Genomic DNA, 19548 nt, shown 5'->3' with positions numbered 1-19548 from the left:
GGTCCTCCTATCCGATCGGCTTGTCCAGCCCCTGGGCCTGCACCCACGACTTGGCGGCGGCGGCGGGTTCGGTCTTGGCGGATCCGGAGACCGCCTCATTGAGCGAAATCAGTTCGGACGTGGTCAATTTCGCCGATACCGCGTCGAGCACCCGCAACGCCTTCTCGGACTTCTTCTTGGCATTGAGGATCGGCACCACGTTCTGCGCGGCGAAGTTGTGCTTGGGATCGGCCAGCACGACCAGATCGTTCTGCTTGATGGCCGGTGAGGTGGTGAAGATATCGGCCGCGGTCACCTGTCCGGAGGTCAGGGCGCGCACGGTCGCCGGGCCGCCGCCGTCGCCGATCCGCACGAACTTGTCCGCGGCGATGTCGAGGCCGTAATTCTTCTTCAGGCCGGGCAGGCCGCCCGGGCGCTCCGAGAATTCCGCCGGCGCACCGAAACTCACCTCGGCCGAATGCGCGGCCAGATCGGCGATGGACTTCAGATTCCATTTCTCGGCGGTGGCCCGGGTGACCACTACGGCATCGGAATCCTCACCGGGAGCGGGCTTTCCGGCCGCGAGGTCGGAGCCGAGCGCCTTGGTCAGGGCGGCGGTCACCTCGTCGCCGGCGGTCGCGGTGGCCGACTTGTCCAGGTACTGCAGCAGATTGCCGGTGTAGTCCGGCACCAGGCTGATCGAACATTCGCGCAGTGCGGGCACATACGCCTCGCGGCTGCCGATATTGAGTTTGGTGTCGACGGTGAAGCCGTTGGCGCGCAAGGCTTCCGCGTATACATCGGCAACCGTCTCCGACTCCGGGAAGTTCGCCGAGCCCACGGTCAGCTGATTGCTGTCGCCCTTGCAGCTGCCGTTGCCGCTCGACAGCGGATTGGAGTTGCCGCCACAGGCCGACAGCGCCATCGCGGCGGCGAGGGCGACGGCGGTGGCGAGCAGTCGGGCGGCGGTGAGGGCGGGGCGGAGTCCGCGCCGCCGCGCAGGGGTGGTGATGGTGGATTTCAAGACTGTCCTTCCGATGTCCCGGCGCTGCGAGGTGGCCATCCGATCGATCCGATTACGATTCGGAGTCGGGTAGCCACCTTCTGGCTGTCCATACTGTCAGCCGGGTGTCGTTCTTACTATCTATCGGGAGTGGGTGTCGCCGGATGAAATCGGCCGCGTCGGTGCGGACCTGGATTCGCGTACTGTTTGCCGCGACGGTCGCCATGCTGGTCGTTTCCTGTTCCGACGGCGATTCTCGACGGCCGATCACGGTCGGTGCGGGCAATTCCGCTCAATCCGAATTAATTGCCGAAATCTATGCCGGAGCGCTCGCCCGCACCGGCGCGGACACGGTGGTGAAGCGGGGACTGGGACAGCGCGGAGATTATCTGGCCGCACTGGACGCCGGTACGGTAACCCTCGTCGGCGATGACAGCGGAGATCTGCTGACCGCCCTGGATTCCGGTTCACCGGCCCGGCGGCCGGACCGCATCGCGCCCGACAAGGCCGTCGCTGCCGAGACCTCGAAGCCGCCCGCGGCGAGCGTGGCCGAGGCGCTGAGCGGTGCGCTGCCGGAGGGGCTGGCGATCTCCGATATCGACGACGGCACCGATCTGCGGCCGAGTTTCGCCCTGCGCGAGCAGGCGGCGGAGAAGTTCGCCTCGCTGAAGGATGTTGCGCCGCACTGCGGTGGGCTGACGGTGGGCATCGCCACGGGCAGCGAACTGGATCCGCTGCGCCGCTCGCCGGATCCGGAGCGTGATGTCCTCGAGCCGCTGCGCTCAATCTACCACTGCGATATCGCCGGGCACACCGTCTATCCCAGCGATACCGCATTGCGAAACGCCCTGCGGGACGGTCAGGTTCGGGCCGGGGTGTTCACCGCGCCCGCGACCCTGCTGCCCGGTGGCGCCGACGAGCTGACCCTGCTGGCCGATCCCGAGTACGCCTTCCGCGCGCAGAACATCGTCCCGCTGTACCGCCAGGGCGCACTCACCGATCAGCAGATCAAGAAGCTCAACTATGTCGCGGGTGAGCTGACAACCGCCGATCTGATCGATCTGATTCGTCGCCTGCGCGATGAGCACGCCTCATCCGCCGAATTGGCCCGCGGCTGGCTGGACGCGCATTCGCTGTAGGTTTCGGTCATCGAGCCATGTGCGCTCGAATGGCAACGGCTGCAATGGAACCGAGTCGTCAGGGCCGCAGGGCGGCAGTCAGTGCGGGGCTCAGGGCAAGGGCCGGAAGCGATTCCACCAGCATATCGATCAACTGCTCGCGCGAGATCGTCTCATTGCGCAGCCAGCTCAGCGTGGTCTCCTCCACGAAGGCGATCCAGCCGCGTACCGCCAGGCGCAGCCGCGGGTGATCGGGATCGTCGTCGGGGACCGGGGCCACCTTCAGGATGCGGTCGACGATCGTATTGCGCGAATCCTCGGCGAGAGCGGCCATTTCGGGGCTGGCGCTGCTAGGTCCGCGCAGGATCGCGGTGTAGGGCGTGCGATTGGCGCTCACGTAGTCGACGTAGCGCTGGACGGCGTCGCGCAGCATGTCGAACAGTTCGAGACTGGGATCGGGGGCCGTGCGGGTCAGCAGCTCCAGATTGGCCTGCTGCAGGATGGCCAGCTGGAAGTCCTGGATCGAGGCGAAGTAGTGGAACAGCAGGCCGCGGGAGATCCCGGCCTGTGCGGCGATCTCCGCGACAGAGATGTCCTCGAGCGCGCGGTCGCGCAGCATCTCGACACCGAGAGTGATGAGTTGCTGACGGCGTTCGTCCGGGCTCAGGCGTACCCGTTTCCCATTTTCTCCAACGCTTCTGACGGCCACATGGCAATCTTACTGAACGCGAGTCAATACTGTTGACTGATGCTCAATAAGCCCCTACGCTCGATTACATGAGTCGCAAGGTTACAGACAAAGCTGTCGACCGCGCCGCCCGGCACGTGCACATTCTGATCGTGGGCAGCGGTTTCTCCGGCCTGGGCATGGCGATCCGGCTCAGTCAACAGGGTCGAGACGACTACCTTGTGATCGAGCGCGGCAGCGACGTCGGCGGCACCTGGCGCGACAACACCTATCCGGGCGCGGCCTGCGATGTCCCGTCGCAGCTGTACTCCTACTCCTTCGCACTCAACCCGGGTTGGTCGCGCTCGTTCTCCAAGCAGCCGGAGATTCAGCGCTACATCCAGGACGTGGCCGATCGCTACCGGGTGCGCGACAAGCATCTGTTCGACTGCGAGATGACCGGCGCGCGCTGGAACGAGGCCGAGTCCCGGTGGGAGGTGCAGACCAGCCGCGGCGCGTTCACCGCCGACATCCTGGTCTCGGCCATCGGCGCGCTGTGCGAGCCGAATCTGCCGGATATCAAGGGCATCAACACCTTCGAGGGCGAGATCTTCCACTCCGCGCGCTGGGATCACGACGCGGATCTGACCGGCAAGCGGGTCGCGGTCATCGGCACCGGCGCCTCGGCCATCCAGATCGTGCCCTCGATCGCGCCGAAGGTGGCGCATCTGGACGTCTATCAGCGCACCGCGCCGTGGCTGCTGCCGCGCGTCGATCGGCCGTACACGCTGCCGGAGCGGCTGGCCTTCAAATACGTGCCGGGCGTGCAGCGCCTGTCGCGGGCCGCGATCTACGCCGTGCGCGAATCGCAGGTGGTCGGCCTGGCCAAATTCCCGCCCGCCATGCTGGCGCTCGAGACGATCGCCCGCGCGAAGCTGGCCTACGAGGTGCGCGATCCCGAACTGCGCCGCAAGGTCACCCCGAACTTCCGCATCGGCTGTAAGCGCATGCTGATCTCCAACGAGTACTACCCGGCGCTGGGCCGCGAGAATGTCGACGTCGTCACCGACGGCATCCGCGAGATTCGGGCGAACTCCATCGTCACCACCGACGGCGCCGAGCGTGAGATCGACGCTCTCATCGTGGCCACCGGCTTCCACGTCACCGATTCCCCGGCGTACGAGACGATTTCGGGTCGCGACGGGCGCACGCTGGCCGAGGTGTTCGACGAGTCCGGCCAGCAGGGCTACAAGGGTTCGGCGATCGCCAATTACCCCAATATGTTCTTCCTGCTCGGCCCGAATGTCGGCTTGGGCCACACATCGATGGTGTTCATGATCGAATCGCAGGTCAACTACATCACCGACGCCATCGCCGCCTACGACCGGTTGAACCTGCGCACGGTCGAGGTACGTAAGGATGTGCAGGACAAGTTCAATCGCGAGCTGCAGGGCAAGCTGGTCGGCAGCGTCTGGAACACCGGCGGCTGCGCCAGCTGGTATCTGGACAAGCACGGCAACAACACCACGCTGTGGCCGGATTTCACCTTCCGCTTCCGTAAGCTGCTCGAGCAGTTCGACGTGGCGGCCTACGACACGACAACGAAAAACGATCCCCAGAAGTTTGTTTCTCCCGCAGGGAACGACGCGAAAGTGGTGGCAGCACAGTGAGCAATGATGCTTACTTCACGGACAAGGTTTGCGTGATCACCGGTGCCGGGTCCGGCATCGGTCGTGCCCTGGCGGAGAATCTGGCCCGCCGCGGCGCGAAACTCGCGCTGTCCGATATCGATACCGACGGCCTGGCCGAAACCGTCCGGCGCTGTGAGGGTCTCGGCGCGCAGGTGAAGTCGGATCGGCTCAATGTCGCCGAGCGCGAGGCGGTGCTGCTCTACGCCGACGCCGTGCACAAGCATTTCGGCGTGGTGCACCAGATCTACAACAACGCCGGAATCGGATTCCACGGCGAGGTGCTCGAATCCCAGTTCAAGGACATCGAGCGCATCATGGATGTCGATTTCTGGGGAGTCGTCAACGGCACCAAGGCGTTTCTGCCGCATCTGATCGAATCCGGCGCCGGGCATGTGGTCAATGTGTCCAGCCTGTTCGGCATTCTCGGAATCCCGGGCCAGAGCGCCTACAACGCCGCCAAATTCGCGGTGCGTGGTTTCACCGAATCGCTGCGCCAGGAGATGATCGCGCGCAAGCAGCCGGTCAAGGTGACCTGCGTGCATCCGGGCGGCATCAAGACCGCGGTGGCGCGCAATGCCACCTATGCCGAGGGGATCGACGGGCAGAAGATGTCCTCGTTCTTCGACAAGCAGTTGGCGCTGCACAGCCCGGAGATGGCCGCGCAGACCATCACCGAGGCCGTACGCAAGGGCCACGCCCGGGTGCTGATCGGCTGGGAGGCAAAGCTTCTCGATCTGGCCGTGCGCATTTCGGGATCCTGGTACCAGCGCGTGGGTGCGCTGGTGCAGCGGCCACTGCTGCCCTGATGCCCGGTATCACGCTGCCGCCCCCGGTCACCCGGGTCGCGGTGCATCTGGCCTTCCGTTACGCGCTGCATCATCGGCTGCCATGGCGGGCCCAGCGGTTCGCGCTGGATATCGGCTCCCGGTTGCAGTTGCTGCCGCGCGACACCCGGGTGCGGCGACTGCGCCTGGGTGGCCGCCCGGCCGAACGGGTCACGGTCGGCGCGGACATCCAGCCCGGCGCGGTGCTCTATCTGCACGGCGGCGGTTATGCGACCGGATCGCTGGCCTCGCACCGCTCCCTCGAGGCGTATCTGGCGCGGGAGCTCGGGCGGCCGGTGTTCGCATTGGATTATCGACTCGCGCCGGAACATCCGTATCCCGCGGCCCTCGATGATGCCGAGGCGGCATTCCTCGAGCTGGTGTCGTCCGGGTTGCGGGCCGCCGATATCGCGGTCTGCGGTGATTCGGCGGGCGGCGGGTTGGCCCTGGCGCTGGCCCTGCGCCTGCGGGATCGGCACGGAACCCGGCCCGCCGCACTGGGTTTGATCGCGCCGTGGTCGGATCCGGCCGACCGTGACTCCCGCTACCGGGATCTGGTGACGAATCGGCCGTGGTCGGATGCGTGCGCCGCGGCCTACCTCGGCGACGGGGACGCCAGCGATCCCGGCTACGCCCCGCTGCGGGGTGAGTTGCGCGGGCTGCCACCGGTTTACGTTCAGGTCGACGCCGCCGAGCGGCTGCACGATCAGTGCGTTCGCCTGGTCGCGGCGCTGCGCGAAGCCGAGGTGCCCACGCACTTCTCGGTCACGCGGGGGCTGTGGCATGTCGCCCAGGCGCAGGCCGCACTCGTGCCGGCGGCGGCCGCGGCGGTCACCGAATTGGCCGCATTTCTGGAAGAGTCGCTTCAACCTGCGCAAACGCGATCCATAGGATAGGTGGCGCGCGGCGTCGCCCCGTAATACATGCCGACCGGGCGGTCGGGCGGGCAGCGCCGTGGAGGCTGGCGTACATTACCGGTGAGTAATCCACGTGGAAGGGCACCGCACCGATGCGAGAGTTGGAAGTCCCGGCTACTTACACCATTCCCGAGGTCGCCAACATGTCCGACGGCGCCTTCCGGCATGCCGAGCGCACGCCCGGACTGGTGGTCTTCAACAAGCCGGACGGCAAGGGTGGTTGGGCCGATGTCACGGCGACCGAATTCGCCGCGACCGTCACCGCGGTGGCCAAGGGACTGATCGCCTCCGGCATCGAACTCGGTGATCGCGTCGGCATCCTGGCCGCCACCCGCTACGAGTGGGTGGTCCTGGACTTCGCGGTCTGGGCCGCCGGCGGTTGTACCGTCGCCATCTACGACAGCTCCTCCGCCGAGCAGGCGCGCTGGATCCTCGACGATTCCGGTACCAAACTGCTGATCGTCGAGAAGGCCGAACATCGCGCGACCATCGCCGATATCGAGGACAGCCTCGAGGAGCTGACCGAAACCCTGGAGATCGCGACCGGTGCGGTCGAGACCCTGATCGCGCGCGGTAAGGATCTCGACGATCAGGTGGTGACCGAGCGTCGCGGCCAGGTGAAGTCCGCCTCGCCCGCGACCCTGATCTACACCTCGGGCACCACCGGCCGCCCCAAGGGCGTCATGCTCACCCATGCGAACCTGTACGCCGAATCGGCGGCCGACCGCGACCGGATGAACCAGTTCCTGCGGGCGGGCAAGCGCTCGCTGCTGTTCCTGCCGCTGGCCCACATCTTCGCTCGCGCGGTCGCGCTCGCGGCCTTCGACGCGGGCGTGACCGTCGCGCACACCGCGGACTGGTCCACGCTGGTCCAGCAGTTCGGCGAGTACAAGCCGGACTTCATCCTCTCGGTGCCGCGGGTGTTCGAGAAGGTCTACAACGGCGTCAAGGCCAAGGCCGACGAGGGCGGTAAGGGCAAGATCTTCGAGCTCGCCGCCGATACGGCCGTCGCCTACAGCGAGGGTGTGCAGAACGGTTCGGTCGGATTGGTGCTCAAGCTCAAGCACGCGATCTTCGACCGGCTGGTGTACAGCAAGCTGCGCGAGGCCATGGGCGGTAAATGCACCGCCGCGGTCTCCGGCGGCGGTCCGCTGGGCGCGCGGCTGGGCCACTTCTTCCGCGGCGCCGGGGTCATCATCTACGAGGGCTACGGCCTGACCGAGACCACCGCGGCCATTTCGGTGAATACGCCCGGCAAGATTCGCATCGGCACGGTCGGCCCGCTGCTGCCCGGCCATTCGGCCAAGGTGGCCGAGGACGGCGAACTGCTGCTGCGTGGCGGCGTCGTATTCGGCGGCTACTGGAAGAACGAGACCGCCACCGCGGAGGCGTTCGAGGACGGCTGGTTCAAGACCGGCGATCTGGGCTCGATCGATGATGAGGGCTTCATCACCATCACCGGCCGTAAGAAGGAGATCATCGTCACAGCGGGCGGTAAGAACGTCTCCCCGGCCGTGCTCGAGGACGCGCTGCGCGCCAACCCGCTGATCAGCCAGGTCATGGTCGTCGGCGACGGCCAGCCCTTCATCGGCGCGCTGATCACCCTCGATCCCGAGGCGCTGCCGAAGTGGAAGGAACAGCACAACCTGCCCGCCGATCTGCCGATCGAGCAGCTGATCGAGAATTCGCAGCTGGTCGCGGAGATCGACGAGGCGGTCGCGCAGACCAACAAGCTGGTCTCACATGCCGAGCAGATCAAGAAGATTCGCATTCTTCCGATCGACTGGACCCAGGAGACCGGCGAGCTCACGCCGAAGCTGTCGCTCAAGCGCGCGGTCGTCATGAAGAATCACGCCGCCGACGTGGCCGCCATCTACAACTGACGGTCCCGGTACGGTACGAGCGGCCCACTCTCCAGCGGGAGGGTGGGCCGCTTTGTTTCGCGAACGGATCCGATGACGAGGGGGCGCCCGTGCACAGCTACGGGACAAGTGATTTCGTGACCACCGGCGATGGCCGCAGGCTGCACTACATGGCGCGGGGCGAGGGCGGGCCGACCGTCGTATTCGTCTCGGGGATGGGATTCTCGCGCTCGACCTGGGGGCTGGTGCATCCGACTGTGGCCCAACGGGTTCGGGCGGTGGTCTACGACCGTGCCGGAACCGGCCGCAGCGACGACGACGCCCAGCCGCGCACCCTGGCCCGGCTGGCCGGAGATCTCGCGACGCTGTTGCGCGCGTTGGGATCCGGGCCGTTCGTCCTGGTCGGGCACAGTTGGGGCGGGCCGATCGCGCGGGTCGCCGCCGCACTCGATCCCGGGCGCGTCCACGGATTGGTGCTCGTCGATCAGTCCGACGAGAACTGTGCGGAGTACTTCGGCGCGGGCGCGCGCAGACGGGATGCGATGGCGCGGTTGCTCATTCCCGCACTCGCCCGCACCGGGCTGTATCGCCGCCTCGCCTCCGGGCTCGGCGGCGGGCAGCCCGCCGATATCGCCGCCGACCATCGCGCCGAGGATTTCACCGTGCGGGCCGCGAAAACCCTGCTGGCCGAACAGGACTGCTTCGGCGACGGCCTGCGCGAGCTGCGCGATCGGCCGCTCGGGCTGGACGGGCTGCCGCTGAGCGTCATCTCCGGAACCCGAATTCCGCGGCTGGACGGGGGAAAGCGGCACGCGCTGATCACCGCGCACCGTCACACCGCCGCCACCTCGAGTCGGGGCCGATGGGTGGCGGCGGAGCGTTCGGGTCATCTGGTGATGTTCAGCGAGCCCGAGGTCGTCGTGGCGGAGATCCTGCGGATGATCGCCTGATCAGCCGACCGGTCCCTGCGCGAGTTGCGTTTGCGCCGTTTGGCTTCGGCCGGTGCGATCGGTGATCGTGAGGGTGACGGTGTCGCCGGGGTGGTACATATCCATCGTGTTGACCAGGGTGGTCGCCGAGTAGACGGCGTGATCGTCGATGCGGGTGACCACCATGCCGGTGGCCAGACCCATCTGATCGGCGGGCCCGCCGCGTACGACATTGCGAACCACCGCGCCCGCGCCGTTGGCATCGGCGACCGTGACGCCGAGGAAGGCGGTCGGGCCGATGTGCACGCGATCGGAGGCGGACTTTGCCTGGATCTGCTTGGCGATCGGCAGGGCCTTATCGATCGGAATCGCGAAACCCTCACCGCCGCCGGCGCCCATTCGGAAGCCCTGCGAGGCCGCGGTGTCGACCCCGATCACCTGTCCGGCGGCATTGATCAGCGGGCCGCCGGAATCGCCGGGCTGGATATTCGCCGCGACCTGGATCAGGCCGGTCAATTGTTCGGAGGCGCCGGCGGATTCGTCGCTGGCGGTGATGGAGCGGTTCAGGGCGGTGATGCGGCCCGGGGCGGGTGTCGGGCTGCCGGTGCCGCCCGCATTGCCCAGGCCCACGATCGCGTCGCCGACCTTGGCCTTGTCGGAATCGCCGAGCGGCGCCGTCGCCAATCCGGACGCGCCGCTGAGATGGATGACCGCCAGATCGTCCTGCCGGTCGTAGCCGACCACGCTCGCCGGATAGGTCTTGCCGTTGCCGACATTGGTGACCGCGATCTTGGTCGCGCCCTCCACCACATGGTTGTTGGTCAGCACATCGCCGTCGGAGGTGAGCACGATGCCGGTGCCCGCGCCCTCGCCGTTCTGCAGGCCGAGCTGGGTGTTGACCAGCACGATACCCGGCAGCACCTGGTTGACCGCGGCGGTGAGATCGGCCGGGGCGCTCTGATTGTCGATCTGCCGCATGGCGCTGTTCGGAGTTTGCGCGAGCGGGCCCTGCGGCGCGAGGCCGTGCGAGGTGAACCGGGAGGCCACCAGTCCGACCGTGACCGCCAAGGCCAGCACGATCACGGTGACCATGGTGAAGCTCAGACCGTGGCGTGGTGCGCGCGGCGGCGGAGGCGGCGCACCGTACGGACCCGAAGGCTGTCTGGGCCACTCACCCTGATTCGGATACACGGTCATCACGTCCTCTGGCTACGCAAATCGTTCTTTTCCATTAAGCGCCCGCTACCTGAGAAGCGGCTGGGTAGTTCCAGTGCGAACGCCTACGTGCCCGAGGCCACAGGCGGGTTCTGACGAATCTGTGACGGACCGACACGAGTGGCCCGCGGCGGGGGTCCGGACGGGTTTCGCGGAAGTACGCTCGCGCTATGACCGGATCGCGGGTGGCCTGTGGGATTGTCGCGGGGGCGCTGGTGGTGGGCGTCGCCGAACTGGTGGCCGCACCGATCGGCGGCGGCAGCGCACCGCTGGCGGCGGTGGGTTCGACGGTGGTGGATCGCACGCCGGACGCGGTGCGCGAGTGGGCGATCGATACCTTCGCGACCAACGACAAGCTGGTGCTGTTCGTACTCATGGGTGTGGTGGCGGTGGTCGTCGCCGGGCTGGCCGGAGTTGTCGAGCGGGGTCGACGGCCGCTGGGATCGGCGCTGTTCGCGGTGTTCGGCGTGGTGGCCGCCGCGGCCGCGGCGGGGCGGCCCGGGGCCTCGTGGACGTGGGTGCTGCCGTCGGTGATCGGGGCCGGTGCGGGCATCGCGGCGCTGCGCTGGTCGATTCGCCGGATCGAGGCGGGGCAGCGGGATTCGGTCGGCGAAAGTCCTTCGGGCGCGGTCGATTCCACCGCGGCGGAGACGGTCGATCGTCGGCGGCTGATCCGCGGGCTGGTCGGGATCGGGGCGCTCGCCGCGGTGTCGGGTGTGGCCGGGCGGGTGATCGGGGTGAATTCGCGCAATGTCGCGCCCGAACGGGCCGCGATCCGGCTGCCGGTCCCGAATTCGCCGGCGCCGCCGATCGATCCCGCGGCCGATCTGCGAATTCCGGGACTGGCACCGTATCTCACCGCCAACAGCGACTTCTATCGCATCGACACCGCGCTGATCGTGCCGCAGGTCAGCACCGACAGCTGGTCGCTGCGCATCCACGGCATGGTGGATCGCGAAATCCGGTTGAACTACGCCGATCTCGCGTCGCGTCCGGCCGTGGAGCGGGTGGTGACCCTGACCTGCGTCTCGAATCCGGTGGGCGGGGATCTGATCGGCAACGCGCGCTGGCTGGGATATCGGCTGGCCGATCTGATCGCCGAGGCGGGTCCGCATCCGGATGCCGATATGGTGCTGTCGCGCAGTTTCGACGGGTTCACCGCGGGCAGTCCGCTGGTCGCCCTGACCGACGGCCGCGATGCCCTGCTGGCCGTCGGAATGAACGGCGAACCGCTGCCGGTCGAACACGGTTATCCCGCCCGGCTGGTGGTGCCCGGGCTGTACGGCTATGTGTCGGCGACGAAGTGGGTCACCGAGCTGGAGATCACCAGATTCGATCGGGCGCAGGCGTATTGGACCAAGCGCGGCTGGTCCGAGCGCGGACCGATCAAGACCGGCACCCGCATCGACACCCCCGGCGAGGGCAAGAATCTGCGGGCCGGAAAGGTCACCGTCGCCGGGGTGGCCTGGGCCCAGCATCGCGGCATCACCGCCGTGGAGGTCCAGATCGACAGCGGCCCTTGGCAACCCGCGCGCCTAGCGGCCGAACCCTCACTCGACACCTGGCGGCAGTGGGCCTACGACTGGGACGCCGCGCCCGGCCAGCACACCATCCGAGCCCGGGCCACCGACGAGACCGGCCGCCCGCAGACCGCGGAGTTCGCCGATGTGATTCCCGATGGGGCGACCGGCTATCCGTCGATCCGGGTGCGGGTCGCATAACGGCCCGGCTTCCCCGTGGGGAAACCGGGCCGTCGAGGCTTCGGATCAGTGACCGACGTCCACCGGCACCCGCTCGCCGGCGGCGTCGGACGGCTTGGCGGCCCGCGAACCGACGAACAGCACCGAGGCGACCGCGCCGATCAGCAGCACCCCGGCGGGCAGCAGGGTCGACTGGGCCAGGGCCGTACTGAGCTTGTCCAGCACCTGCGCCGGAATGTGGCCCATACCCGCGCCGCCCTCACCCGCGGGCGCCTCGCCCAGGCCCTGGGCCGACATGCGCGCTGCCAGCAGCGCGCTGATCGCCGCGCTACCGAGGACCGAGCCGACCTGCCGGGTGGTGTTGTACACACCCGCACCCGCACCGGCCTGATGCATCGGCAGATTGCGAGTCGCGGTGGAGGCCAACGGGCCCCAGATTCCGGCGTTGGCCAGACCACCCAGCGCCGCCGCGACCATGAATACCGGAATCGAGCTGTCCGGCGTCATCAGCGAGACGAACCAGAAGATCGACACCGAGAACAGGACGAAGCCGATGGTCGGCAGCACGCGCGGCGGCAACCGGTCGGAGATCTTGCCCGCGATCGGCGCGGCGAATCCGGTGACGATCGCCATCGGCGCGAAGACCAGCGCCGAGGTGGTCGGCGAATAGTCGCGCACCGTCTGCAGATAGAAGTAGCCCGGCACCATCAGCGAGGCCGTCGCCGCGCCCATGGCCGCGATGGCCAGGCTCGACAGCGCGAAGTTGCGGTCGCGGAACAGGCTCAGCGGCACCAGCGGCTCGCCGGTGTTGCGGGCCTGATTGACCACGAACAGTGCCAGCACCACCAGACCGGCGATGATCATCGCCCAGATGACGCCGTCCCAGTCGCGGGTCTTGCCCTCCTGAATTCCGAAGACCAGCAGGAACATTCCGACCGCGCTGAGCGCCACGCCCACCAGATCGAATTTGTGCTCGCGGGTCTCGAGCGCGGGCACCAGCCATACGGCCAGCGCGAACGCCACCACGCCGATCGGCACATTGATGTAGAAGATCCAGTTCCAGCCCAGCTTGTCCACGAGGACACCGCCCAGCAGCGGGCCGACCAGCGTCGCCAGCCCGGCCACACCGCCCCACATGCCCATGGCCGCGCCGCGCTTGTCCGGCGGGAAGGTGCGGGTGATCACGGCCATGGTCTGCGGGGTCATCAGCGCCGCGCCGAGACCCTGCACCGCGCGAGCGGCGATCAGCATCTCGATCGAGCCGGACATACCGCACCACAGCGAGGCGAGGGTGAACACCGCCAGGCCCGTGAGGTAGACGTTCTTGGGGCCGAAGCGATCTCCGAGCCGTCCGGTCACCAGCAGCGGGACCGCGTAGGTCAGCAGGTAGGCGCTGGTCACCCAGATGACCTTGTTGATATCGGTGTGCAGATCGGCCAGGATCTTCGGATTGGCCACCGCGACGATGGTCATATCCAGCAGGATCATGAAGAATCCGACGACCAGCGCGTACAGCGCCAGCCAGGGATTACGTTGGGTTGTCATGCGTTTTCGTCCTATCGGGGTATCGATCGGCGCGGATCGATGAAAGTCGTCGGGCGTCACTGATCGGTAGGAGACGCACCGCCCTTCCTGATTTCGGCGAGTGCGTCCGCGGTCACCGCGGCGCCCCAGTCGGGGCCGAGCGGGGCGGTGTCATCGGCGATCCGAAGTCCTTCGGAATCGTATTTCTCCCAGGTCAGAGTGCCTTCGGAGAGTTCGGTAACCACGCCGCGCAGCCAGTTTCGTTCGGCCTCGGCCTGGCCGCGCAGATACTCGATCACCATCCAGTACCGGCGCGGCACCTGGTTGGTGGTGAGCCAGGTGTGCAGGGCCTCGATTTCGGTCAGATCGTTGTCGAGCCAGCCGATACGCTCGTTCAACAAACGAATGACCTCGTCCGCGGGCAGATTGTGCGACTCGGACATGGCGAGCGGGAAGATCGGGAATTCACGCAGGGGACGGCGGATGATCTCGGCCACCCGGGCGCGCAGCGCGGTGGAACCCGACGCGTTGATTCGATAAATAGTGCGCTCGGGACGATTCCCGGCGCGATCGGTGCCCTCGGCGTGCACCATGCCCTGTTCGGCCAGCCGCGTCACCGTGTGATACAGCGAGCCGGGCCGGATTTTGACCAGATAGTCTTCCCGGCGTTGCAGCAGCGTCTGATACATCTCGTACGGATGCATCGGTCGTTCCTCCAGCAGCGCGAGTACCGCCATCGCCAACGGCGTCAGCATCGCACTCGACTGCTTGCTCATCGCGACCGTACTCCCTTCGTCGTCACCCGACCCTAGGCCGGGGCGCCGACATCCTCCGTCTCAAATATTCCACGCCGAATATACGAGGTGGAACAGTGGATCGGCAAGGGACGGTCGCGGTCGTCACAATGCGGCGGTTACCGCCATCCACCCGCCGAACCCACCTGCACGGCCGGGCAGACCGGGGTCACCGGGCGCTCGGGGTCGAGGGCGTTGAGGGTGAGGCGGATGGCGATCGGATCGGCGCTGATCAGCATGTGCTCGGAGAAGTCTCGCGGGCAGACGTCCTGCAGCAGGATATTGGTGACATTGGGGCCGGGCGGGAGGAACGACGTGCTGTGCGGGGTGGCGAATTCGTCGTAGTCGGAACGGATCACGGTGTAGCGCACCTGCGGCAGCGTCATCGGGCCGCTGTTGAGCTCGCGGATGAAGGCCGAATCGGCGTGTTCCTCGAGGCAGGCCGGGCACAGCGCGTCGGTGATCGGCGGGACCGCGGTGAGGGGCAAACCGATGAGGCCCCAGGTCGTTCCGCGATTGTTGGGGGCCAATCCGACGAGGGTGTGCACCTTGTCCGCGCCGCCCAATTCCTTCATGTAGTAGCGCGGCAGCATGCCGCCCTGGGAATGGCCGACGATATCGACCTGCGGCGCGCCGGTCGCCGCCAGTACGCGATCGACGAAATCGGCGATCTCGTGCGCCGAGGGGATCATCGGCCCGATGCCGGACAGCCAACCGCCCGCGCTCTTTCCGTAGTCGAGTGCGAAGACGCAGTAGCCCGCATCGGCCAGGGCGGGCGACAGGGCCGCCCAGTTCTGCAGGCGATTCTCGAAGGTGCCGTGCAGCAGGACCACCGGCCGCGGGTGCGCCGCGCTCGGGCGGCACGACCAGTTGTTCGCGCCGGGCGGCGGCGGAACCAGGTCGACGTCGGCCGATCCGGTGTCGGCGACCACGCTGGTCGCCAGGCCCGTGCCGCCCACGAGCAGAAATGCGATGGTCAGACACGTTCGAACAAGGATCCGGCGCATGACGGCACTATGCATCACGGTCGGCCGGATCGGCTATGGGGTGAACCACAATTCAGGTCCAGCTTGACAACAGTTGTTCACAAATGCCGCAGATAGGCCTCGGGCGCGTCGAGGAATCTGCGCCAGTTGCCGACCATCTCCAGCTGGGCCCATTCGCGGTATTCGATGCCGTCGGCGGTGAGTTCGAGGATCTCCGCGTCGGGGCAGGCGGCCAGAATGGGGGAGTGGGTGGCCATGATGACCTGCGAACCCTCGGCCGCCAGATCCTTCAGCACCCCGACCAGCGCCAGACAGGATTGGAACGACAGCGCCGCCTCAGGCTCGTCGAGCAGCCACAGCCCCTGTCCCACCGGGCGATCGGCGATGTAGTGCAGAAACGACTGACCGTGGGACAGGTTGTTCCACACCTGATCGGTTTCGCGCACCCGCATGGCGTCGGCCCGCTCGAACAGGGTGTTCATCGCCTCCGCGCGCAGAAAACCGCCATTGGTCGGCCGCGGATAGACCCCGTCGCAGCGCAGATGATCCCCCAGATCGCTGTCCCCGGATGTGCCGCCCGGAGCCCAGAGCCGATCGGCCCCACGCATCGTCGCCATCCAACTGTCTGCGATCGCCTCGACCAGCGTCGACTTACCGATCCCGTTCTCGCCCACCAGAATCGTGACGGGCTTGTCGAATACCAGTCCGTCGGAACGGATTTCGGCGATGGCGGGGACGTCCAGATACCACGACGCCGGGTCGAACCGCTCGGAGGGAGCGAATTCGACCCGGCGCAGTAGCAGAGACTTGTTCAAACCGTCACGCGGTCGGAGCGAACGCCTCTTCGATGATCTCCTGCTGCTCCACAGCGTGCACCTTGCTCGAACCCGAGGACGGGGCCGACATGGCGCGGCGCGAGATACGACGCAGCTTGTTGAACCGCTCCGGCAGGATCTCCGGGAGGTTCAGGCCGAAGAACGGCCAGGCGCCCTGATTGGCCGGCTCCTCCTGGACCCAGACGAGATCGGTGGCGTTGGGGTAGGTCGCCAGCTTCTCGTTCAGGCGGTAGGACGGGATCGGGTAGAGCTGCTCGATGCGGATGATCGCCACATCGTCACGGTTCTTCTTGGCCTTCTCCGCGGCCAGCTCGTAGTAGAGCTTGCCCGAGGTCAGCAGGATCCGCTTGACCTTGTTGCGGTCGCCGTCGCCGGTCTCGTAGGTCGGCTCCTCGAGCACCGAACGGAACTTGTTGTCGGTGAAGTCCTCGATATTGGAGACCACGGCCTTGTTGCGCAGCATCGACTTCGGGGTGAAGACGATCAGCGGGCGGCGGATGCCGTCGAGCACGTGGCGGCGCAGCAGGTGGAAGTAGTTCGACGGGGTGGACGGAACCGCCACCGTCATCGAACCCTCCGCGCACAGCTGCAGGAAGCGCTCGATCCGGCCCGAGGTGTGGTCGGGACCCTGGCCCTCGTGGCCGTGTGGCAGCAGCAGCACGACCTCCGACAGCTGACCCCACTTGGCCTCACCGGAGGAGATGAACTCGTCGATGATCGACTGCGCGCCGTTGACGAAGTCACCGAACTGGGCCTCCCACAGCACGAGCGCGTCCGGGTTGCCCAGCGAGTAGCCGTATTCGAAACCGACAGCGGCGAATTCGCTCAGCGCCGAATCGTGCACCGCGAACCAGCCCGGATTCTTCGAGCCGATGTTGTGCAGCGGGGTGTACTCCGCGCCGGTCTTGCGGTCGATGACCACGGCGTGGCGCTGGGTGAAGGTGCCGCGCCGGGAGTCCTGACCGGTCAGGCGCACCGCGCGACCCTCATCGATCAGCGTGCCGAAGGCCAGCAGCTCCGCGAAGGCCCAGTCGACCTTGCCCTCGTAGGACATTTCGCGGCGACGCTCGAGCACCGGCTTCACGCGCGGATGCACCGTGAAGTCCTCGGGCACATCGAGGAACGCGTCGCCGATGCGCTGCAGCACCGACTTGTCCACGGCCGTGATGATCGTGGTCGGAACCGTCTGCTCCATCTCGACCGACGGGCTCGGCGACGGCTTGTACTTCTCCAGCTCGCGCACCTCGTTGAAGACCCGCTCCAACTGGCCCTGGTAGTCGCGCAGCGCGTCCTCGGCCTCCTTCATGGAGATGTCACCGCGGCCGATCAGGGCCTCGGTGTAGGCCTTGCGCACGCTGCGCTTGGTGTCGATGACGTCGTACATGTACGGCTGGGTCATCGACGGGTCGTCGCCCTCGTTGTGGCCGCGACGCCGGTAGCAGATCAGATCGATGACGACGTCCTTGCGGAACTTCTGGCGGAAGTCGACGGCCAGACGCGACACCCAGTCGCAGGCCTCTGGGTCGTCGCCGTTCACGTGGAAGATCGGCGCGCCGATGAACTTGGCGATATCGGTGGAGTACTCGGTGGAACGGCTGTTCTCCGGCGCGGTGGTGAACCCGATCTGGTTGTTCACCACGATGTGCACGGTGCCACCCACGCGGTAGCCGCGCAGACCCGACAGGTTCAGCGTCTCGGCGACCACACCCTGACCGGCGAAGGCCGCGTCACCGTGCAGCATCAGCGGCACGACCGAGAAGGTGCGCGCCTCTTCGCCCTTGGTGACCAGGTCTTCCTTGGTGAGCAGATCCTGCTTGGCGCGGACCAGACCCTCCAGCACCGGATCGACGGCCTCGAGATGCGACGGGTTGGCCGTCAGCGAGACCTCGATGTCGTTGTCACCGAACATCTGGATGTAGGTGCCGTGCGCGCCGAGGTGGTACTTCACATCGCCCGAGCCGTGCGTGGCGGCCGGGTTCATATTGCCCTCGAACTCGGTGAAGATCTGCGAGTAGGGCTTGCCGACGATATTGGCCAGCACGTTCAGGCGGCCGCGGTGCGGCATACCGATGACGACCTCGTCGAGGCCGTGCTCGGCGCACTGATCGATGACGGCGTCCATCATGGGGATGGTGGTCTCGGCGCCCTCGAGCGAGAAGCGCTTCTGGCCCACGTATTTCGTCTGCAGGAAGGTCTCGAACGCCTCGGCCGCGTTCAGCCGGGACAGGATGTACTTCTGCTGGGCGACGGTCGGCTTGGCGTGCTTCTGCTCGACCCGCTCCTGAATCCACTGCAGCTGTTCGGTTTCCAGGATGTGGGTGTACTCCACGCCGACGTGGCGGCAGTACGCGTCGCGCAGGATCGACAGCACATCGCGCAGTTTCATGCGCTCCTGGCCGTGGAAGCCCGCGACGTTGAATTCGCGGTCCAGATCCCACAGGGTCAGGCCGTGCTGGGTGACATCGAGGTCCGGGTGGCTGCGGAACTTGTCCTTGACCAGCCGCAGCGGATCGGTGTCGGCCATCAGGTGACCGCGGTTGCGGTAGGCGGCGATGAGCTCCTGGACGCGAACGCTCTTGTCGACGTTGCGTTCCTTGATGTCCTTGCGCCAGCGCACCGGCTCGTAGGGCACGCCCATACCGTGGAAGATCTCGTCGAAGAACTCATCGGAGATCAGCAGCTGGTGGATGGTGCGCAGGAAGTCGCCGGACTCCGCGCCCTGGATGATGCGGTGATCGTAGGTCGAGGTCAGCGTCATCAGCTTGCCGATGCCGATCTCGGCCAGCTGCGCATCGCTCATGCCCTGGAACTCGGCCGGATACTCCATCGCGCCCGCGCCGATGATCGCGCCCTGGCCCGGCATCAGGCGCGGCACCGAATGGTTGGTGCCGATAGTGCCCGGGTTGGTCAGCGAGATCGTGACGCCGGTGAAGTCGTCGGTGGTGAGCTTGCCGTCGCGGGCGCGCCGGACGATGTCCTCGTAGGCGCTGTGGAACTGTGCGAAGCTCATCGACTCGGTGTTCTTGATGGCGGCGACGACCAGCGTGCGGTTGCCGTCCTTACCGGGTAGGTCGATGGCCAGACCGAGGTTGGTGTGCGCGGGCGTGACCGCGTTCGGCTTGCCGTCCACCTCGGCGAAGTGCCGGTTCATATTCGGGAAGGACTTGACCGCCTGCACGATCGCGTAGCCCAGCAGGTGGGTGAACGAGATCTTGCCGCCGCGGGTGCGGGCCAGGTGGTTGTTGATGACCAGCCGGTTGTCGATCATCAGCTTGGCCGGGATGGCCCGGACGCTGGTGGCGGTCGGGATGGTCAGCGAGGCCGACATGTTCTTCACGATCGCCGCGGCCGGACCGCGCAGCACCTTGGACTCGTCCTCGGCCTGCACGGGAACCTTCGGGGCGCTCGTGGTGGGGGTGGCGTTGGAGGCCGGGGCCGGGGTCGTCTGCGGCGCGCGGGCCTGCGGGGGCGCGGCCGCGGCCGAGGCCGGTGCGGTCACCTTG

Annotated in this window: 15 protein-coding genes; 7 read left to right on the top strand and 8 right to left on the bottom strand. The window is 67.0% G+C overall.

Going from position 1 to position 19548, the window contains the following annotated elements; all coding sequences use genetic code 11:
* Positions 1 to 7: 7 nt before the first annotated feature.
* Positions 8 to 904: an ABC transporter substrate-binding protein gene (locus NP4_RS38410; RefSeq protein ID WP_068009264.1), complete on the bottom strand. Its 897-nt coding sequence runs from the start codon at positions 902 to 904 to the stop codon at positions 8 to 10.
* A gap of 242 nt (positions 905 to 1146) precedes the next feature.
* Between NP4_RS38410 and NP4_RS38405 the strand changes: the two genes are divergently transcribed.
* A complete protein-coding gene (locus NP4_RS38405) occupies positions 1147 to 2121 on the top strand; it encodes a glycine betaine ABC transporter substrate-binding protein (RefSeq protein ID WP_068009230.1) in 975 nt (324 codons plus the stop codon).
* Between the two features lie 58 nt (positions 2122 to 2179).
* Here NP4_RS38405 and NP4_RS38400 read toward each other — a convergent pair whose 3' ends face one another.
* The gene (locus NP4_RS38400) at positions 2180 to 2809 is read right to left on the bottom strand and encodes a TetR/AcrR family transcriptional regulator (protein WP_068009228.1); all 630 of its coding nucleotides are present in this window, start codon (positions 2807 to 2809) and stop codon (positions 2180 to 2182) included.
* Positions 2810 to 2877: 68 nt separating this feature from the next.
* On the opposite strand from NP4_RS38400, the gene NP4_RS38395 reads away from it, so the two are divergent.
* From NP4_RS38395 to NP4_RS38375, 5 genes are all read left to right on the top strand, one after another.
* Positions 2878 to 4437, top strand: coding sequence for a flavin-containing monooxygenase (locus NP4_RS38395; RefSeq protein ID WP_068009226.1), 1560 nt, complete (start codon positions 2878 to 2880; stop codon positions 4435 to 4437).
* Positions 4434 to 5264 (top strand): SDR family NAD(P)-dependent oxidoreductase, encoded by an 831-nt coding sequence (locus NP4_RS38390; protein ID WP_068009223.1) that lies wholly within the window; start codon positions 4434 to 4436, stop codon positions 5262 to 5264. Before NP4_RS38395 ends, NP4_RS38390 begins: the two co-directional genes overlap by 4 nt.
* Positions 5264 to 6178 (top strand): alpha/beta hydrolase fold domain-containing protein, encoded by a 915-nt coding sequence (locus tag NP4_RS38385; RefSeq protein WP_068009221.1) that lies wholly within the window; start codon positions 5264 to 5266, stop codon positions 6176 to 6178. The genes NP4_RS38390 and NP4_RS38385 overlap by 1 nt, the downstream gene beginning before the upstream one ends.
* A 113-nt stretch (positions 6179 to 6291) precedes the next feature.
* Positions 6292 to 8082, top strand: coding sequence for an AMP-dependent synthetase/ligase (locus NP4_RS38380; protein ID WP_068009218.1), 1791 nt, complete (start codon positions 6292 to 6294; stop codon positions 8080 to 8082).
* Positions 8083 to 8198: 116 nt separating this feature from the next.
* On the top strand, positions 8199 to 9011 hold the full coding sequence (locus NP4_RS38375) for an alpha/beta fold hydrolase (protein WP_068009260.1): 813 nt from the start codon (positions 8199 to 8201) through the stop codon (positions 9009 to 9011).
* On the opposite strand, the gene NP4_RS38370 is transcribed toward NP4_RS38375, so the two are convergent.
* The gene (locus NP4_RS38370; RefSeq protein WP_114755433.1) at positions 9012 to 10187 is read right to left on the bottom strand and encodes a S1C family serine protease; all 1176 of its coding nucleotides are present in this window, start codon (positions 10185 to 10187) and stop codon (positions 9012 to 9014) included.
* A gap of 188 nt (positions 10188 to 10375) precedes the next feature.
* Here NP4_RS38370 and NP4_RS38365 point away from each other — a divergent pair, with 188 nt between their 5' ends.
* On the top strand, positions 10376 to 11926 hold the full coding sequence (locus tag NP4_RS38365; protein WP_068009215.1) for a molybdopterin-dependent oxidoreductase: 1551 nt from the start codon (positions 10376 to 10378) through the stop codon (positions 11924 to 11926).
* 45 nt (positions 11927 to 11971) lie between these two features.
* Here NP4_RS38365 and NP4_RS38360 read toward each other — a convergent pair whose 3' ends face one another.
* The 5 genes from NP4_RS38360 to NP4_RS38340 all read right to left on the bottom strand — a co-directional run.
* Complete coding sequence (locus tag NP4_RS38360) at positions 11972 to 13450, bottom strand: DHA2 family efflux MFS transporter permease subunit (protein WP_068009212.1); 1479 nt, start codon at positions 13448 to 13450, stop codon at positions 11972 to 11974.
* Positions 13451 to 13506: 56 nt separating this feature from the next.
* The gene (locus tag NP4_RS38355) at positions 13507 to 14205 is read right to left on the bottom strand and encodes a PadR family transcriptional regulator (RefSeq protein ID WP_068009210.1); all 699 of its coding nucleotides are present in this window, start codon (positions 14203 to 14205) and stop codon (positions 13507 to 13509) included.
* 137 nt (positions 14206 to 14342) lie between these two features.
* The gene (locus tag NP4_RS38350) at positions 14343 to 15230 is read right to left on the bottom strand and encodes an esterase/lipase family protein (RefSeq protein ID WP_082876602.1); all 888 of its coding nucleotides are present in this window, start codon (positions 15228 to 15230) and stop codon (positions 14343 to 14345) included.
* A gap of 77 nt (positions 15231 to 15307) precedes the next feature.
* Positions 15308 to 16012 carry an AAA family ATPase gene (locus tag NP4_RS38345; protein ID WP_068009258.1) on the bottom strand — a complete coding sequence of 235 codons (705 nt, stop codon included), beginning with the start codon at positions 16010 to 16012 and terminating at the stop codon, positions 15308 to 15310.
* Positions 16013 to 16028: 16 nt separating this feature from the next.
* A partial coding sequence (locus NP4_RS38340; protein WP_068009205.1) for a multifunctional oxoglutarate decarboxylase/oxoglutarate dehydrogenase thiamine pyrophosphate-binding subunit/dihydrolipoyllysine-residue succinyltransferase subunit occupies positions 16029 to 19548 on the bottom strand: 3520 nt, incomplete at its 5' end.

The organism is Nocardia pseudobrasiliensis NBRC 108224 (assembly GCF_001613105.1).
GTDB lineage: Bacteria > Actinomycetota > Actinomycetes > Mycobacteriales > Mycobacteriaceae > Nocardia > Nocardia pseudobrasiliensis.
Note: the sequence above shows the minus strand (reverse complement) of the source record. Positions and strands in the feature narration are given on the sequence as shown.

Excerpts from the sequence above, each read along its gene's own strand:
- NP4_RS38410 (WP_068009264.1), bottom strand. The coding sequence starts at position 904 with ATGGCGCTGTCGGCCTGTGGCGGCAACTCCAATCCGCTGTCGAGCGGC.
- NP4_RS38405 (WP_068009230.1), top strand. The coding sequence starts at position 1,147 with ATGAAATCGGCCGCGTCGGTGCGGACCTGGATTCGCGTACTGTTTGCC.
- NP4_RS38395 (WP_068009226.1), top strand. The coding sequence starts at position 2,878 with ATGAGTCGCAAGGTTACAGACAAAGCTGTCGACCGCGCCGCCCGGCAC.
- NP4_RS38385 (WP_068009221.1), top strand. The coding sequence starts at position 5,264 with ATGCCCGGTATCACGCTGCCGCCCCCGGTCACCCGGGTCGCGGTGCAT.
- NP4_RS38380 (WP_068009218.1), top strand. The coding sequence starts at position 6,292 with ATGCGAGAGTTGGAAGTCCCGGCTACTTACACCATTCCCGAGGTCGCC.
- NP4_RS38370 (WP_114755433.1), bottom strand. The coding sequence starts at position 10,187 with ATGACCGTGTATCCGAATCAGGGTGAGTGGCCCAGACAGCCTTCGGGT.
- NP4_RS38365 (WP_068009215.1), top strand. The coding sequence starts at position 10,376 with ATGACCGGATCGCGGGTGGCCTGTGGGATTGTCGCGGGGGCGCTGGTG.
- NP4_RS38360 (WP_068009212.1), bottom strand. The coding sequence starts at position 13,450 with ATGACAACCCAACGTAATCCCTGGCTGGCGCTGTACGCGCTGGTCGTC.
- NP4_RS38355 (WP_068009210.1), bottom strand. The coding sequence starts at position 14,205 with ATGAGCAAGCAGTCGAGTGCGATGCTGACGCCGTTGGCGATGGCGGTA.
- NP4_RS38350 (WP_082876602.1), bottom strand. The coding sequence starts at position 15,230 with ATGCGCCGGATCCTTGTTCGAACGTGTCTGACCATCGCATTTCTGCTC.